At 41.5% G+C, this 16,889-nt stretch carries 13 protein-coding genes; 5 read left to right on the forward strand and 8 right to left on the reverse strand.

All coding sequences use genetic code 11. The features are described from left to right. Positions 1-114: 114 nt before the first annotated feature. Positions 115-810 carry a tRNA1(Val) (adenine(37)-N6)-methyltransferase gene (locus tag AC3KVK_RS12455; protein ID WP_490311497.1) on the reverse strand — a complete coding sequence of 232 codons (696 nt, stop codon included), beginning with the start codon at positions 808-810 and terminating at the stop codon, positions 115-117. Positions 811-900: 90 nt separating this feature from the next. Between AC3KVK_RS12455 and srmB the strand changes: the two genes are divergently transcribed. After that, positions 901-2,127: an ATP-dependent RNA helicase SrmB gene (gene srmB, locus AC3KVK_RS12460; protein WP_490311498.1), complete on the forward strand. Its 1,227-nt coding sequence runs from the start codon at positions 901-903 to the stop codon at positions 2,125-2,127. 85 nt (positions 2,128-2,212) lie between these two features. Here srmB and AC3KVK_RS12465 read toward each other — a convergent pair whose 3' ends face one another. After that, the gene (locus AC3KVK_RS12465; RefSeq protein ID WP_490311499.1) at positions 2,213-4,306 is read right to left on the reverse strand and encodes a S8 family serine peptidase; all 2,094 of its coding nucleotides are present in this window, start codon (positions 4,304-4,306) and stop codon (positions 2,213-2,215) included. A 379-nt stretch (positions 4,307-4,685) separates the two neighbouring features. Then, positions 4,686-5,462 (reverse strand): peroxide stress protein YaaA, encoded by a 777-nt coding sequence (gene yaaA / locus AC3KVK_RS12470; RefSeq protein ID WP_490311500.1) that lies wholly within the window; start codon positions 5,460-5,462, stop codon positions 4,686-4,688. 334 nt (positions 5,463-5,796) lie between these two features. On the opposite strand from yaaA, the gene tal reads away from it, so the two are divergent. The 3 genes from tal (at position 5,797) to AC3KVK_RS12485 (ending at position 8,759) form a co-directional block, all read left to right on the forward strand. After that, positions 5,797-6,747 carry a transaldolase gene (tal, locus tag AC3KVK_RS12475; protein ID WP_490311501.1) on the forward strand — a complete coding sequence of 317 codons (951 nt, stop codon included), beginning with the start codon at positions 5,797-5,799 and terminating at the stop codon, positions 6,745-6,747. Positions 6,748-6,762: 15 nt separating this feature from the next. Next, complete coding sequence (gene pgi, locus AC3KVK_RS12480; protein ID WP_490311502.1) at positions 6,763-8,388, forward strand: glucose-6-phosphate isomerase; 1,626 nt, start codon at positions 6,763-6,765, stop codon at positions 8,386-8,388. 185 nt (positions 8,389-8,573) lie between these two features. Next, on the forward strand, positions 8,574-8,759 hold the full coding sequence (locus tag AC3KVK_RS12485; protein ID WP_086742575.1) for a DUF3545 family protein: 186 nt from the start codon (positions 8,574-8,576) through the stop codon (positions 8,757-8,759). A gap of 60 nt (positions 8,760-8,819) precedes the next feature. Here the strand turns inward: AC3KVK_RS12485 and ung are convergent, their stop codons facing one another. The 5 genes from ung to AC3KVK_RS12510 all read right to left on the reverse strand — a co-directional run bounded on the left by ung (position 8,820) and on the right by AC3KVK_RS12510 (position 14,814). Continuing rightward, complete coding sequence (gene ung / locus AC3KVK_RS12490; protein ID WP_490311503.1) at positions 8,820-9,476, reverse strand: uracil-DNA glycosylase; 657 nt, start codon at positions 9,474-9,476, stop codon at positions 8,820-8,822. 97 nt (positions 9,477-9,573) lie between these two features. Next, positions 9,574-10,857: a threonine synthase gene (thrC, locus tag AC3KVK_RS12495; protein WP_490311504.1), complete on the reverse strand. Its 1,284-nt coding sequence runs from the start codon at positions 10,855-10,857 to the stop codon at positions 9,574-9,576. A gap of 1 nt (position 10,858) precedes the next feature. Beyond that, the gene (thrB, locus tag AC3KVK_RS12500; protein WP_490311505.1) at positions 10,859-11,797 is read right to left on the reverse strand and encodes a homoserine kinase; all 939 of its coding nucleotides are present in this window, start codon (positions 11,795-11,797) and stop codon (positions 10,859-10,861) included. Between the two features lie 8 nt (positions 11,798-11,805). Further along, the gene (gene thrA, locus AC3KVK_RS12505; RefSeq protein WP_490311506.1) at positions 11,806-14,223 is read right to left on the reverse strand and encodes a bifunctional aspartate kinase/homoserine dehydrogenase I; all 2,418 of its coding nucleotides are present in this window, start codon (positions 14,221-14,223) and stop codon (positions 11,806-11,808) included. A gap of 225 nt (positions 14,224-14,448) precedes the next feature. Next, on the reverse strand, positions 14,449-14,814 hold the full coding sequence (locus AC3KVK_RS12510; RefSeq protein ID WP_490311507.1) for a response regulator: 366 nt from the start codon (positions 14,812-14,814) through the stop codon (positions 14,449-14,451). Between the two features lie 199 nt (positions 14,815-15,013). Between AC3KVK_RS12510 and AC3KVK_RS12515 the strand changes: the two genes are divergently transcribed. After that, complete coding sequence (locus AC3KVK_RS12515; protein ID WP_490311508.1) at positions 15,014-16,780, forward strand: sensor histidine kinase; 1,767 nt, start codon at positions 15,014-15,016, stop codon at positions 16,778-16,780. Positions 16,781-16,889: the final 109 nt, after the last annotated feature.

Consider the following 16,889-nt stretch of genomic DNA (forward strand, 5'->3'; position numbering starts at 1 on the left):
GATTTTAATTTATTATTTTAAAAGAACGAATTTACCATAACAGAAACAGAAACAGAAACAGAAACAGAAACAGAAACAGAAACAGAAACAGAAACAGAAACAACAGAATATTTTTTACATCTTCAAATAAAAATCTTTACATAACTTTATATAATCAGGGTGATAGCCATCACCTTGATGTATCGTTAATTCATCCTCAAAGCAGGTTGCCTCTCGCTTACTCACTTCTATCAGTACTCTTTTGACTGGTTTTTTTGGAGTGGTTTTCACATAGGTAATACGACTTAAACAAAAACCATATTCAATCGAGAGTGTATTAATCTGAGCTAAGTTTTCAGCTGGCAAGACTAAGGCTAATTTAGCCTCGAGTGTACCTAGTCGGTAAAAAGCGTCAAACAAATCGGTAAAATTTAAACTATCTGTATGGCGAGCGGTATTTCTGGCTACATTGGGGCCTTTTAAACTGCTTTGAAAAAAAGGCGGATTTGAGACAATAAGATCAAACTGTCTCGCTGTTTGTAGCGTTTTAATATCGTGTTCAATCACATCGATACTGGGCCACGGGCTCTGGGCTATATTTTCTTTAGCCTGAAACGCAGCTTTTGAATCAATTTCAATCGCAGTGACACTCGCCGTTGGATTACGTTGTTTAAGCATTAGGCTAATTAACCCACTCCCCGCACCTATATCGAGTATTTTCTGAGCGCTTTCTACGTGAGTCCAAGCTCCCAGTAAAATCCCATCGGTACCAACCTTCATTGCGACATCAGAATGGTTGACATGAAACTGTTTAAATTGAAAACCTGACAAACGAACCTCTTAAATGCTGCACAATACAATTGGTATAACGAACCAAGCCAAGTATAATAACAGCTAATTGTCCTTTATTTATGATGTCTTATGCAATTTGCCGACTTGGATCTTGATCAAAAAATTATTAATGCAGTAGAAAAAGCGGGTTACAAAACCCCTACTAGCATTCAACAGCTAGCCATTCCTGAAGCAATGGCGGGTCGTGATATTCTAGCCTCAGCCCCAACGGGTACAGGTAAAACGGCAGCGTTTTTACTGCCTTCTATCCAGTATTTACTTGATTTTCCTCGTCGAGATCCTGGTTTTGCTCGCATATTAATTATGACTCCAACTCGTGAGCTGGCCTACCAGATCCATGAGCAGTGCGTGCTGTTTGCTGCTAATACGCATTTAAAAATCGGGGTCGTGACCGGCGGGATTAACTACGGTAGTCATAAAGACATTTTTGAAAAAAATAACGACATTCTGATCGCGACACCGGGTCGCTTAATGGACTACATGAAAACTGAAGAGTTTCATGCTGAAAATGTCGAAATTCTTATTTTAGATGAAGCCGACCGTATGCTTGACATGGGCTTTCGAAACGAAATGATGAAAATTTGTGATGAAGCGACCAATCGTCGCCAATGTTTCTTATTTTCAGCCACCCTTGAAGGCGACAGTGTTGAGCGTTTTGCCGACAAAATTCTTAACGATCCCGCACTCCTTGAAGCTGAAAGCTCACGCAAAGAACAAGGTAAAATTTTGCAGTGGGTTCATTTAGCTGACTCCCGTGAGCACAAACTCGATTTACTCGAAGCCATTTTGAAAGCCGAAGACATGAGCAAAGCCATCGTGTTTGTCAAAACACGTGAAAAGCTCGAAGAGTTAGTTGGTCAATTAGTAGCTCGCGATATAAAAACAGCATGGCTTCGTGGTGAAATGCCACAAGATAAACGCATGGCTGCCATGGCAAACTTCCAAGCTGGCCGTATGAATATACTGGTCGCGACCGATGTTGCCGCGCGTGGGATCGATGTTGATGATATCAGCCATGTGGTTAACTATGACATGCCACGCAGTGCGGATGTCTATGTGCATCGTATTGGTCGAACTGGTCGTGCGGGTAAAAAAGGCATCGCTATTTCATTAGTTGAAGCTCACGATGTCGGCATATTGAAAAAAATCGAACGTTACACTGAGCAGAAGTTAAAGCGCCGTAATATCAAAGGCCTTGAAGCTATGCATAAAGAGGCTAAGCCACCAGCTAAAAAACGTAAAGATCCCATTAAAATGAAAGCGAAAAAAAAGCTTAAGAAAAAAGCAAAAAAGTAACGTTTTTTGTGATTTAATTTACAAAAAAGGGCTCACAGAGCCCTTTGTTTGTTTCTACGTTAACAATCTTTATCCAACGATGGGGTTAATTACAACCACCATTATCAGCCCATATATTATGTTGGCCTGAGTTATCGGCGGGGTTGTCTCCTCGAGTCCACCAATTTGCCGTGTACTTAATATTTTGATGAGCGACTTGATCGCCTGCTACATAAACTGCACCTGCAGACCAAGCCACCAAACCAGCGCATCCTTGCTGTGACTCACTCACATTTACTTGCCGCGATTTAGTAGCTTGCAATCCTTCCGCATCTTTTACCGTCAAGGTCACAGAATACGTGCCAGCTTGCGCATACGTATGATTGGGAGAAGCTTGTGAAGAGCTGGCTCCATCGCCAAATGTCCAAGCATGGCTGACCACGCCCTTATCATCCGTAGAGCTGTCGCTAAAACTAACGGCTAATTGCTGAGTGTTAAAACTAAAGTTTGCTGCTGGCGCTTGATTGGTTTGACCCCCTCCCCCATTACAGTTTCCAACACGTTTCCAAACATTACTAAACACTTCTGGGTTTGCTCCAGTGGACCACCAAGTCGCTTCATACTGTTTTTCGTTATAAGCCACATTGTCGCCGACTTTATAAGCTGTGGACGGATTCCACGCTGCTAAACCATCACAGCCCTTATTTGGATCGGTATTAATAGTCACTTGTTGTGAATACGTGGATGATTGTTCGGCGGTATCTGTGACAGTAAGGTTGACCGTATATCGGCCATCAAGAGTATAAGTAAAGCTAGGGTTTTTCTGGGTCGAAGTCGAGTTAGCAGCGTCGCCAAATTGCCAAGCGTAGCTGACAATACCTTTATCGTCTGATGACTGGTTATTAAAAGACGCTTGATTGCCAGTCACTTTAACACTGAACAACGCGACTGGCGCTTTATCTGTCCCACCACCGCTTCCACAATCGTTCGCTAAATAATCAGAGGCCGCTTTTGCTTGCACAATACCATAACCATAAGAAGTATCGCGCCCTGATGCGCCTTTATCTTTTGCCGTGGCATTGAGTGCATCGCGAACTTGTTGATTACTACAACTAACATTATTGCTCCACACTAATGCCGCAACACCCGAAACATGTGGGGTAGCCATCGACGTACCGCTAATACTTTTATAGCCATTGTTGTTCCAAGTTGAATTCACCCCAACACCTGGGGCAGCAATTTCAACTTGATTATTAAACTGTGAAAATGACGCTTTGTTCTCTGAGCTATCTACAGCTGCAACAGATACAACAGAATCATACGATGCTGGGTAACTCAAAGAGCTATTTCCATCGTTCCCTGCTGCTGCAATATGGAGCATGCCTTGCGCATAACTATTTGCAAATGCTTGGCGCTCCGCACTCGATGAACCACCACCACCTAAACTCATCGAGGTAATATTCGCGCCTGCTGCCTGACATTGACTAATGGCTTTAATTAAATCTGAGCCATATGCCCAACGTCCTTGATCGTTAAACACTTTAACAATGTGAAGGCCTAATTGCCCCGATGGATTCACCCCAACTACACCTTGGTTATTTCCACCGATAGCCGCGATTGTACCGGCCACATGCGTGCCATGGCCATTGCCATCGTTATACCAATTACCGGTATCATTACTGCCATAACCATCATCACCAGTCACACCTGAGTTCGGTAAATCTGGGTGATTTAACGTATAACCCGTGTCCATGATACAAACTTTACGATTACCACTCATCGCATCCGATAGTAGCTTGGCTTGCACCATATTAATGCCATAAGGCGTACTTTCGGCTGATAAATAGCGTTTGGGATCCACTTCGATACTGGCTACATTTGGATTGTTTTGAAGCAAAGTTTTTTGCTCAGCGCTAAGCGCCAATGCCACACCATTGATAGAAGGTAATGCTTGCACCACCTCAGCCTGCACAGACGCAGCAATTGATTGCGCCATATTTTGCTTCATTGTCGCAAGCTGATGAGCAGAAGTGCTTTGGTTAAGTTCAAAGACCTGATTCATTTTATACTGAACAATAAATCGCTCTTTACCCGCTGGCTCATTTTGCTGCTCCGATGCGATGCTATGGAACCCCACCCCACCAAGTAGCGCCATTAAAATAGCATTTTTACGAAACTTAACTGTGTTGTACTTGCTCATTTGTTGCAACTCCAATGTTAATTAATTATGTTTTTTTAGCTTTTGCGAATAACGTTACAAAATATTCACACACCTAAAAAAGCAACAAATGATAACGCTGTCAATTTTATATTTTGCACACTCACCCACTCTTTCAAAGAGTCTGACTATGTACCGATAATTTTACAAACTCGTCAATTAAACAGCTAAATATCGAGATTACTCAAGAGTATTTACTCAAATTAATACTGAAATGAGCCTTGCTTGTATCGAATTTAGGACAGTTTTTATAACTAAAAGAAATGCGTTCATGCTTTTTTAATCTGAGCCGAACGAATAGATTTAACGCAGTGAACGACACAAAAAACGCGACTTCTTGTCGCGTTGTTTCATTGTTATTTTATTGTTCAGCTCGCAAGAATACCGGTTCGTGATCTTTGCTTGTTTGCTCCGGGCTAAAGTAATACCCTTCACAATCAAACTGCTGCAATGCCTCTAACGACGTAATTTGACCATCTATGATGTATCGCGCCATCATACCGCGTGCTTTTTTGGCATAAAAACTAATCACTTTATATTGCCCATTTTTACAATCTTTAAAAATCGGCGTGATAATCGTACCGTTAAAAGCTTTTTTATCAACAGCTTTAAAGTACTCATTAGAAGCCAAGTTCACTAGCAACTCAGTGTTATTCTCAACTAACACACCATTGAGTTTTTCAGCTAAGACTTTGCCCCAAAATTGATATAGGTTACTCCCTCGCTCATTTGCCAAGCGAGTCCCCATTTCTAAGCGGTAAGCTTGCATTAAATCCAATGGTTTTAAAAGGCCATACAACCCAGACAAAATTCGCAAATGAGCTTGTGCATAAGCAAGATGGGTTTCATCCATTGAGTGTGCATCTAAGCCACCGTAAACATCTCCATTAAATGCAAACAAGGCGGGGCGGGCATTTTGCGGGGTAAAAGGCATCGACCACTCACTAAAACGCGCGGCATTTAACCCTGCTAATTTATCGCTAATTTTCATTAAACTGCTTAGCTCGGCCGGTGCTAATTGTCGACACACTTCGATAAGTTGCGCACTTTGGTCTAAAAACTCGGGTTGAGAAAATTCAGTGGTCGCAATCGGTGTCTCAAAATCTAAATTTTTCGCAGGAGAAATAACGGTGATCATAATCGCTTATTTACTTAAAGAGTATATGGGCACAATTTCAACATTTATTAGCGCTAAAATCACGCTTTTGTGCCAGATTTATTAAAATTATCATCTGACATTGTCGACTGCTTTTCTCTTGTTTGCAGGTAAGCCTCCATGTTAAATTGGCATTTTTACACTGCTTTTTCCTCTCATTTCTATTCACACTGTGATGACGGATTATTTTGTAATCAGTACGGACATTTGACCTGTGAGAAGGCGTTAATTTAAGTGCAATATAAATCTATTAAGGTATATTCAAAACAACTTAACATATGATGTTGTTAAGTCTTTTTTGGAATGAGGAACTCCCATGAGCACAGTCTTAGCGGCTTTAAAAGCCCAATCAACTATTGTTGCCGATACCGGTGATATCGAACAAATTAAAAAACACACACCACAAGATGCAACGACTAATCCGTCTTTGCTATTAAATGCAAGTAAAATTGCTGCTTACCAGCCTTTATTACAACAAGCATGGGCCTATGCGAAAGAAAACCAGTCTGATGAAGCCAAGCAAGTAGAACTAGCATGTGACTATTTTGCGGTATTAATTGGTAAAGAAATCGCCGATGTCGTTCCAGGTTATATCTCGACCGAAGTCGACGCACGTTTATCATTCGACACTGATGCGATGATCAATAAAGCAAAAGAGCTATTAGCGCTGTATCAAGAGCAAGGTGTCAGCCAAGATAAAGTCCTAATAAAAATCGCCTCGACGTGGGAAGGCATAAAAGCCGCCGAAGCACTTGAAAAAGATGGCATTAAGTGCAATTTAACCTTGTTATTTAGCCAAGCTCAAGCGCGCGCCTGTGCTGATGCTAACGTTTTTCTAATCTCTCCATTTGTAGGACGTATTCTTGATTGGCATGTCGCAAATGGCATGGAAAAGCCAACCGATCCACTCCAAGATCCTGGAGTGCGATCCGTTCGGAGTATTTATGAATTTTACAAAACCCATGGTTACGATACTGTTGTTATGGGAGCAAGCTTCCGTAACACAGGTGAAATACTAGCGCTTAGCGGTTGTGACAAGTTAACAATCAGCCCTGCTTTATTAAGCGAATTAGAAGCCATGACCGAGGCCCCAAATTACCAACTTGAGCAATTTAGCGTACAATTTGATAAGCCTGCACCGCTTTCAGAAAGCCAATTCCGATGGTTACACAATCAAGATGCGATGGCGACTGAAAAACTAGCCGAAGGCATTCGTGCATTCGCTGCAGCTCAAGTTGACCTTGAAAATTGCTTTAAAAAACTATAAACAAAGGATTTAATAATGCCGCAAATCAGCATTGAACAAAGCTTACACAATAGCTTGTTAAATGCTGCACAAGAAGTGCAAAAGCTCCATTTACTGGAGCTTTTTCAGTTGCAGCCTACTCGTGCAGAAACATACCGCTTACATGTCTCTCCTCTGTATTTAGATTACTCTAAGCAAGCACTCAACCAACAAGCTATCGAGAGTTTAATTGCACTAGCTGAACATAAAAACCTCACGAGTGCACGTGATGCGATGTTCCGAGGTGATGCAATCAATCATACTGAACAACGTGCCGTATTACACACAGCACTTCGTAACAGCCAACGCTTGAGTCAAGAAGATGCACGCACAGCAAAAGACATCGAGCAAACAAAGCGGCGAATGCTTGATTTTGTAGACGGCATTATTAACCAATCTCTACTCGGCTTTACCGGCAAAGGGATCACTGATGTAATTAGTATTGGCATTGGTGGCTCTTTTTTTGGGCCAAAAATGCTCCAAAGCGCCCTGATAGAACAACGCAACAGTGCAATCAATGTGCACTACCTTGCAAATATCGATGGCGCACAAGTGAAGCAAATGCTTACTGCGCTTAATCCCGAAACAACTTTGGTCATTGTCGCCTCAAAGTCATGGACAACAGCCGAGACGCAACTGAATGCAGGCGCAGTCATGTCGTGGTTCAAAAGGCACTTTAGTGACGCTCAAGCAATCAAACAACATTGGGTGGCACTTACTGCAAAACCTGAACAAGCACAAGCTTTTGGCATCAGCCCTGATTATATTTTCCCACTGTGGGACTTTGTCGGTGGCCGTTACTCTGTGTGGTCTACAATCGGCTTACCACTAGCGTTATCGATTGGCCGAGAAGGATTTGAAGCATTACTTGCTGGCGCAGCAGTTATGGACGAGCATTTTTGTGACGCCCCTCTGGACGCCAACATGCCCGTTATGTTGGCATTGATAGGCTATTGGCAACAAGTCTATCTGGGTCATACAAATTTGATGGTTTTACCTTACAGCCATGGTTTAAAAGCTCTTCCAGCTTATTTGCAGCAGCTCGATATGGAAAGCAACGGCAAATCTGTCAACGCTCTGGGTAACGACATCGCCTATTCTGGCCCTATTCTATGGGGCGCTGAGGGCACAAACTGCCAGCATTCATTTATGCAGCTTTTGCACCAAGGCAAACAAAAAGCCATGATTGACTTTATTGTCCCAGCTAAAGGTGATCCGCTTTATCCTGCTCACCACAGCATGATGGTGGCAAACTGTTTAGCGCAGTCACAAGCATTAATGCAAGGAAAAACCACACAACAGGCATTTGATGAATTAATCGCTTCAGGTACAGATCAACGGTCAGCGGCTGAACTTGCCAAACATAAAGCGATGCCAGGCAACACGGGTTCAAACACCTTAATTATTGATGAACTGTCTCCTTATACTTTAGGTGCGCTACTAGCTTTGTACGAACATAAAGTATTTTGCCAAGGGGTTTTATTTGGCATTAATAGTTTTGATCAATGGGGTGTAGAACTCGGAAAGCAACTGGGTCAAGCATTAATGTCTGCGCTCGAAAGCCAAGATCTCAGTCAACTCGATCCATCCACTCAAGCATTACTAAAACACATCAACATTTAGCTGCACAAATAACCAATCAGGAACACCGCAGTTTGGTGTTTCTGATTAGTGCTTTTTATCCCCACCAGAGCGGCACAGTCACCAAACTTTCATACTTTTGTAACGTTTGCGCCATCTATTAGTTTTATTTTTGACCTTGTTGTGATATTTCTATTTGCGGGATTACCAATGAAAAGGAGTGAACCATGGATAATCTAGATGACATCTTAACAATGTTAGAAAATCCAGTGAAACCAGCTAAAAGCTCTGCAAAGAACCAAAAAAGAAAATGGCGAGAGATTGAAGCGTTAAAGGATAAACACCGTTTGCGTAAAGAACTGCAAGACTTGGATTGGTCACACGATATTGGTTTGGAAGAACTAAATTTTTAAATCCTAACAGGCTCATTCACCATGAGCCTTTTTCATTTTTAATAACTAAACAACCAAGCGTCACACTTGCCAATCGATGGGCTGTTTACCTTGGGAAATTAACTGCTCATTAATTTTAGAAAAATGCTGACAACCAAAAAAACCTCGATAAGCCGACAAAGGCGATGGGTGTGGTCCAGCGATCACCGTATGTCGCTCTCGATTAATTTTTTTACCTTTTTTTTGCGCATGTGCGCCCCAAAGCACAAAAATAATGGGCTCATCTCGCTCATTGAGCACATGGATGACTTCATCCGTAAAACGCTCCCAACCCAAGTGCTTATGAGAGTGAGCCAGACCTTGCTCTACAGTTAATACGGTATTAAGCATTAGCACGCCTTGCTCTGCCCACTTTTGTAAATAGCCATGGTCGGGCATACAAAACTCAGGAATATCCGTCGCTAATTCTTTATACATATTCACTAAAGACGGCGGCGGTTTTATACCCGGTAAGACCGAAAAGCATAAGCCATGTGCTTGATGCTCACCATGATAAGGATCTTGTCCAAGTAATACGACGCTAACTTGTGAAAATGGTGTACTGTCAAACGCATTAAATACTTGCTCGTGTGGAGGAAAAACCTTCACCCCCTCTGCACGACGCTGTTCAACATACGCCAATGTATCGGCTAAATAGGGCAACCTTTGTTGCTCGGTAATAAAATCAGACCAATTCATAACAATACTTGATTATGCTAAAAATCGAATTATGCCATAACCTAACATAGAGGTATAAAAAAGCCGGCGACTTAGCCGGCTGAAATTATCTTGCAAGTTAAGCAAGCTTAATCAGTAACGCCTCGCGTAAGACATGATAATCGTTCGCTAAATCCTCCGCTAAACAGTTTTTCGCTAAGGCATCAGCTAATGGTTTCGGCATGTCTAGCTCAATTTCAAGAATACGTTCAACACTTTCTTTAAATTTAGCTGGATGGGCTGTCGCTAAAAATACCCCTACCCCCTCTTCCGATAAATCACGTTTTAACCCCTCATAAGCAATGGCGGTATGAGGCTCAGCTAAATAACCTTTATCCTGAAGTTGATGCATCACTTCTTCTGTTTTCGCTTCATCTACTGAATGCGAAAAAAAGTGCTCATAACTGAACCAGTTGTTATCGAGCATATGTTGTACGCGCGGCCAGTTATTGGGTCGACTTACATCCATTGCATTCGATAACGATTCTTTTGTATCGCTAGGAGACCAATCTTTACTGACTAAAAAGCGAGGTACGGTATCATTTTGATTGGTTGTTGCTGATAAGTTTGCAACAGGCAGTCCAATGACCGCGCCTATCATTGCGGCGCACACGTTACCAAAGTTACCACTTGGCACCGAAATGTGCGCTTTTGCACGTTGGGCTTTAGGTAACCGAGCTAACGCCTCAAAGTAATAACACACTTGAGCCAGTAAACGACTGATGTTAATTGAATTAGCTGAATTCAAACCGAGACGCTGTTTAATTTCATCATCTAAAAATGCCGCTTTAACCATGGCTTGGCAATCATCGAAACTGCCATCAACCGCATAACAGTGAATATTTTCCCCAAGAGTCGTGAACAGCTTTTGCTGCGCCAACGAAATTTTGCCTTTGGGGTATAAAATCACCACATCAATATTATCTTTTTTATAAAAAGCATGCGCCACAGCAGCGCCTGTATCACCACTTGTCGCAGTTAAGATTGTCGTTTTGTTGCCTTGGCTGAACTCAGCTAAACACTCTGCCATAAAACGGCCACCAAAATCTTTAAAGGCCAAAGTGGGGCCATGAAATAACTCTAAACAATAAATGTTTTTTTCTACTTCAACTAATTTCAAATCAAAATTAAATGCACGCTCAACCAACCCAGACACTTGCTCTGCAGTTAACTCATCACCGATTAAGTGCTTTAGAATGTGGCTACTTCGCGTCACAAAGTCCATCTCTAATAATTCGTCGACATTCGTAAGTGGCGCTAATGAATCGGGAAAAAAGACCCCTTGATTGCGTCCAAGCCCTGTTTTAACGGCTTGAATGAACGACACTTGCTCTGAACTGTCTTTTAAATTGTGTAATAACATCTTACGCTTCCTTTTCTAATACGCGAGTGCCGAGTGTATCTAATTGGCAAATATGACAAAAACCTTGATCGTTTATATAGTTTGCAGCTAACCAGTCCGCACATTGCTGAGCCGTGGTTAAATCAGTACACACAGCAAAAAGAGTGGGGCCTGCGCCTGATATACTCATCGCTTTGGCTCCTAGCTCTGGCAGCGCTTGCTTTGCTTGGGCAAACCCTTCAATCAAGGCCGCACGATGAGGTTCAGCAACCCGATCTTCCATAATGGACAATGCGGCATCAAATTGCTGAGTGTGCAACAAGCTCGTAAAGGCAGACAAGCGCTGTGCAAACTCAACACTGTCGTGCATTGATAGAGATTGAGGTAAAACTGCGCGCGCTTTTGCGGTATTTAATGTAAAGCCCGGAAACGCCACCACGTAATACCATTGATCACACACAGGTAAGGATAACGATTTATTGGGAATTAAATCACCGGTGAGCTGCAAACCACCAAGGTAACAAGGAGTGATGTTATCGTAATGACGTCCACCACTGACTTTGGCCTCAAAATCAGCCATCAACTCAATCAACTCAACTTGGCTCAGTTGTGTATCTGCAAATTTATCTAAAGCTGCAAACGTTGCCACGACTGAACACGCACTTGAGCCCAGCCCAGATCCTATCGGTAAGTTCTTTTTAAGCTCTAACCGAACCGCAGCCATATTCGGTGCAACATGCTCACGAAAGTGCACTAAACATTGATACGCTAAGTTTTCCAATGGCTCTGCAGGCAGTTTATGTGCATAATCCCCGCTACAAATAAATTCATCTTTATTCGCACTTTGTACGGCAACTACATCCCCTAATAATTGCCCATCAATAGGCGCTAGTGCTGCGCCTAAAGCATCAAATCCAACCGCAAAATTACCCACAGAGGCTGGCGCGTAAACTTCAAACATAACCCCTCCTAGCGCGATACGATTTTTAAAATGTCAGAAAACACACCCGCAGCCGTTACCTGAGAGCCGGCACCATATCCTCTGATCACAAATGGACGTGGCTGATAGTATTGGCTTAGTATTGCCAGCGCGTTCTCGCCATCGCGAATATCGTTAAGGGCATGATCTGCTCCGACTGCTTCGATGCCTACTTTACAGTGACCATCAACAATACTCCCCACATAACGTAACACCTTTCCTTCATCTCGTGCCTGTGTAATGCGCTGACCAAAGACTTCATCTAATGAAGGTAACTGCGCCATAAACTCATCGATTGATGCGCCTTCTGCAAATCCACTTGGTAACACAGATTCAACTTCGATGTCTGATAACTCCAATTTTAAACCTGATTCACGAGCAATAATCAGTAATTTACGGGCGACGTCTGTGCCAGATAAATCATCACGAGGATCAGGTTCGGTAAAGCCATTCTTCTTCGCTTGTAACGTCGCTTCAGATAAGCTGAGCCCATCTTCTAATGCCCCAAAAATATATGATAATGAACCAGATAAAACTCCGCTAAAGCTGAGCAACTCATCACCCGCGCTAAATAATAACTTTAAGTTATCTAAGACAGGTAAACCTGCGCCGACATTGGTTTCGTACAAAAATTTACGGTTATTTTTCAAGCTTGTATCCATCAATTGCTGATAATAAGCTTGTGAAGAAGTGTTGGCTTTTTTATTAGCCGCAACGACATGAAAACCAGCTGCCAAAAAAGAAACGTATTGATCTGCGAGCTGACTTGACGAGCTACAATCAACAATGACTGGGTTTATAAGATGATTAGCTTTAACAAACTTTTCTACTGTGGCCAAATCAAAGCCTTGCTGAGACTCAGCCAATGCACCTGACCAATTAGTTAAATCGATGCCGTTTTCATCAAGTAATAACTGGCGTGAATTAGCAACACCGTAAAGATTGAGTTTGATATTGCGTTTTTCTAACCATTGCTGCTGTTTCTCAAGCTGTTTTATTAACTCTGCTCCCACTAAACCACAGCCAAGTAAAAACACATCAATAGATGGAATGTGGGTGAAAAAGTTTTCATGGCACACTTTTACGGCATCATTACACACACTGCCATCGATCACTGCCGAAATAGAACTTTCTGTGGAATCTTGTGCAATAGCAACAATATTTACTTGCGCTTGAGCCAGTGATGCAAAAAATTTAGCAGCCAAACCACGGTGCGCTTTCATGTTATCGCCAACCAATGTAACAATTGCTAATTCGCGCTTCACTTGCACAGGTTCAATTAGCCCAGCTTGAGATTCAAGCTCAAATGCATTTTGTAATGCATCAAGCGCTAATTCTAAATCAGCTTGATGGACACAAAAACTGATACTAAATTCACACGATGACTGGGTAATTAAAACGATAGAAACATTATCTTGCGCCAGAGCCGTAAACACGCGCGCGGCCATTCCTACTTTCCCCTTCATGCCTGGGCCTGAAACAGTGAGCATTGCTAAATCTTGTAAACTAGAGAGCGCTTTAACCGGCTCATCAGCTTGAGATACATCACTAATTAGCGATCCTGGCGCATCAGGGTTATGAGTATTTTTTATCTCACATGGTACCCCCGCTTTTGCGCAAGGTAAAATTGTCTTAGGGTGCAAAACCTTGGCACCAAAATAAGATAATTCCATCGCTTCTTTGTAAGACAAACTATCAATTTTAGTGGCTTTGGTGATGTAACGAGGATCGGCACTATATACACCATCCACATCAGTCCAAATTTGGCAAACTTGCGCTTTGACACAAGCTGCCGCTATCGCAGCTGAATAATCCGAGCCATTACGGCCAAGGGTCGTTAATTCACCCGCTTCATTACTCGCTGTAAAACCTGGCATGATATAAATATGGCTAGGTGATTTAGCCATTTCAGCATTAAATCGCTCGGTACTTAACGATACACTTGCCTCAGCATCTAAATAACCACCACGCGATGTAATACAGGCCGTTGCTTCTAAATAAGTCGGATTAAATTCACTTAATAACGCCTGCATCAAAGATACACTAATACGTTCACCGAAACTGATGACATAAGCACGAATAGGCTCAGGGCACACTCCCAACAGTGATATACCCGATAAGTTTTGCTCTAACTTTTTAAAGTCAGGCCAATTTTTTATCTCGCCACATGCTTGCTCAACATGCTGTTTTAATTCAAGGCTTCTTGCTGTCAACGCCTCCCATTGAACCTGATAATCATGCCCACTTTGAGCACGATCGACTAACTCGACCAAACTATCCGTCATCCCGCCTGGTGCTGATAGCACTAATAATGCCGGCACAGACGCAGACTCTTTCACTAAATGTGCGACTTGCTGTAAACATTCAAAATTAGCAAGGGATGATCCCCCAAATTTCATAACTTTCATTTAATAACCTCATTCCCCAGAAACGAAAAAAGGCCTGTGCTCGTTGTGAGCACAGGCCTTTTAAATTTGCGTACAGACCTATGCCACTATCCAGTTAGGATGGTGGTTGTAATAATAATGGTAAGTACTGAATTAATTTTGTTCATGACAATAGACTGCCTTAAACAGACACTTAGTGTCAATCACAAAAAGGGAATAATTTATTTCTTTCTGCACTAAAGAGTGTTATTTAATGCCAAATTTATGCAGTGTTTCTTGAAGTTTGGAAGACGAGACCGGTTTTTCTAAAAAAGTGAGCGCACCAAGTGACATAACTCTTTGCTTCATTTCAGGTTGAATATCGGCCGAAATAACCACAACAAAGCACTCTATTTTATAATCTCTGATATACTCTAACACACCGATGCCATCGAGTTCAGGCATCGTCAAATCTAGGCAAAGTAAACCTACTTCTTGTTGAGCTAAAATTGCAACCGCTTCTTTACCATTGGTAGCTTGATGAATTTCAAAGTCCTCATTAGCTTTGAAACATCGCACGACCTGTTTACGAGCTACCATGGAATCATCACAAACTAAAATAGGAAACGACATAACTGTTTTTAATAGACTTAGGGAATAACAGTTATAACATAGTCACTACAGAAAAAAACCGTTTTGAGGTATTTGATTGTAAATACAAAATAAAGTGGGTTTTATCTATTAATTTATTTATTTTTTTTAATATATTAGCTAAGTTTAAAAAGCAATTAAATATCGCAAATAAACGTATCAATGGAGTATTGGTTAACCAATGTTGCAAAAAAGTCTCTCGAAAAGATTATTAACAAGCGTGCTGTCTGTCTATTTCTTATTAACGTTTATTGTGACATGCGGACAAGTTATTGCAGAGTTTTACAATGCAAAAGACTATATTCGTAACGAACTAACAACGCTACAAAAAACGTTTTCAGGCAGTTTAACCCGCGCAATTTGGGAATTAAACACCCAACAAACAGTCACTATCGCTGAAGGGCTTTTAGCGATTCCGATGATTGAAGGCATTATCGTGCGTGACGATGGCGGAGAGATTATTTCTCAGCTCGGGCGTTCTCTCGACATTCGAGAATTATATAGTGAACAATTGGTTCAAGAAGCCTCTATTATTGATGAAACCACTTCTTCTGGCTTATTTGGATATACATTTCCGCTTATTTTTGAGTTTTCAGGTCGAGCAACCCAAGTGGGCGATGTGACGCTGTTTTCAAGTCGCGAAGTCGTACTTGATCGGATCATGATTTCTATCTACTTTTTGATCGGTAATGCAATGATTAAAACAACATTTTTAATCATTTTATTCCTGCTCTCTTTTAGAAAATTACTCACAGAACCCCTCACCGACCTCACTAATCAGATTGAAGAACTTGAATTAGATAACCTCGACGGCGCTCGCTTAGAAATCCACACCACCGAGCATAACGAGCTTAAAGTGATGGAAGAATCTTTCAATAAATTAATTGATAAAGTAAGCGATTACAAAAAACAACTCGAATCAACTCAAAAACAACTTTTACAAAGTAACGAGAAACTTGATCAACAAAATTTACTTCTCGAACAAGAAGTTGCTCGTAAAACATCTAACTTAAGCCAAGCAATGATGGACTTGCAACAGCAAAAATATGAACTTGAAAAACAAAAATTAACTTTAACAGAAGAAGTCGAAAGGCGAAAACATACAGAAGTTGAACTCATAACTAAACAAAATGACCTTCAGCGTTATCTAGATGAACTGAATTTAGCGCAAGAGCGCTTAGTGGGTTCCGAAAAAATGGCTGCTTTAGGTGGTCTTGTTGCAGGGATCACACATGATATCAACACGCCTGTAGGGATAGGTGTCACCGCAACCTCATTTTTAGAAGAACGCTTGGCCCAAGTCGAGCAAGCCTACGAAAATAAAACCTTATCTCCTAAAGCGCTCGAAGAGTTTATTAACGATGCCAAACAAAGCACAAGCTTACTGACTACCAATCTACAAAGAGCATCAGAGTTAGTCGCTAGTTTTAAACAAATTGCAGTAGATCAAGCCAGTGAAGCCGTTAGAACAATTAATTTAAAGGATTACCTTGGTGAAATAATTCGCTCTTTACACCCTAAATTGAAAAAAACGGCGCATAAAATCAATCTTGATTGCCCTGACGATTTGATTTTAAATACCCCAGCAGGGGCTGTGAGCCAAATCTTCACCAACTTAATTATGAACTCTGTTATTCATGGTTTTGAAGGGATCAGTGAAGGCACAATTAATATTAAAATTACCCAAACTGAAGATCTCGTCGATATCATCTTTCAAGATAATGGCAAAGGAGTCGAGCAATCACAGCTCGATAAACTTTTTGACCCTTTCTTTACAACTAAACGGGAGCAAGGTGGAAGTGGACTAGGTACACACATTAGCTTTAACCTCGTTAAACAAACTCTCTGCGGAGACATCGAAGCCACCAGCACACTAGGTGAAGGATTGACTTACCATATTAGCTTCCCAAAAGACATGCCAACCCCCTTGGCTATGTTGGCTGAATAATTTAACTGACCAACTTTTTAAATCAATAATAATGGCGCTCTATGCGCCATTATTATTTATGCCACAGTTTAAAATTGCTATCATCAATTCACACCAACAGTAGGATAAA

This window comes from Pseudoalteromonas sp. J2K-J979, assembly GCF_058169715.2.

Coding starts and splice junctions, on each gene's coding strand:
- AC3KVK_RS12510 (WP_490311507.1), bottom strand. CDS start 14,814: ATGTCGTTTCCTATTTTAGTTTGTGATGATTCCATGGTAGCTCGTAAA.
- ung (WP_490311503.1), bottom strand. CDS start 9,476: ATGAATTGGTCTGATTTTATTACCGAGCAACAAAGGTTGCCCTATTTA.
- pgi (WP_490311502.1), top strand. CDS start 6,763: ATGCCGCAAATCAGCATTGAACAAAGCTTACACAATAGCTTGTTAAAT.
- AC3KVK_RS12515 (WP_490311508.1), top strand. CDS start 15,014: ATGTTGCAAAAAAGTCTCTCGAAAAGATTATTAACAAGCGTGCTGTCT.
- tal (WP_490311501.1), top strand. CDS start 5,797: ATGAGCACAGTCTTAGCGGCTTTAAAAGCCCAATCAACTATTGTTGCC.
- thrB (WP_490311505.1), bottom strand. CDS start 11,797: ATGTTTGAAGTTTACGCGCCAGCCTCTGTGGGTAATTTTGCGGTTGGA.
- yaaA (WP_490311500.1), bottom strand. CDS start 5,462: ATGATCACCGTTATTTCTCCTGCGAAAAATTTAGATTTTGAGACACCG.
- srmB (WP_490311498.1), top strand. CDS start 901: ATGCAATTTGCCGACTTGGATCTTGATCAAAAAATTATTAATGCAGTA.
- AC3KVK_RS12465 (WP_490311499.1), bottom strand. CDS start 4,306: ATGAGCAAGTACAACACAGTTAAGTTTCGTAAAAATGCTATTTTAATG.
- AC3KVK_RS12485 (WP_086742575.1), top strand. CDS start 8,574: ATGGATAATCTAGATGACATCTTAACAATGTTAGAAAATCCAGTGAAA.
- thrC (WP_490311504.1), bottom strand. CDS start 10,857: ATGTTATTACACAATTTAAAAGACAGTTCAGAGCAAGTGTCGTTCATT.
- thrA (WP_490311506.1), bottom strand. CDS start 14,223: ATGAAAGTTATGAAATTTGGGGGATCATCCCTTGCTAATTTTGAATGT.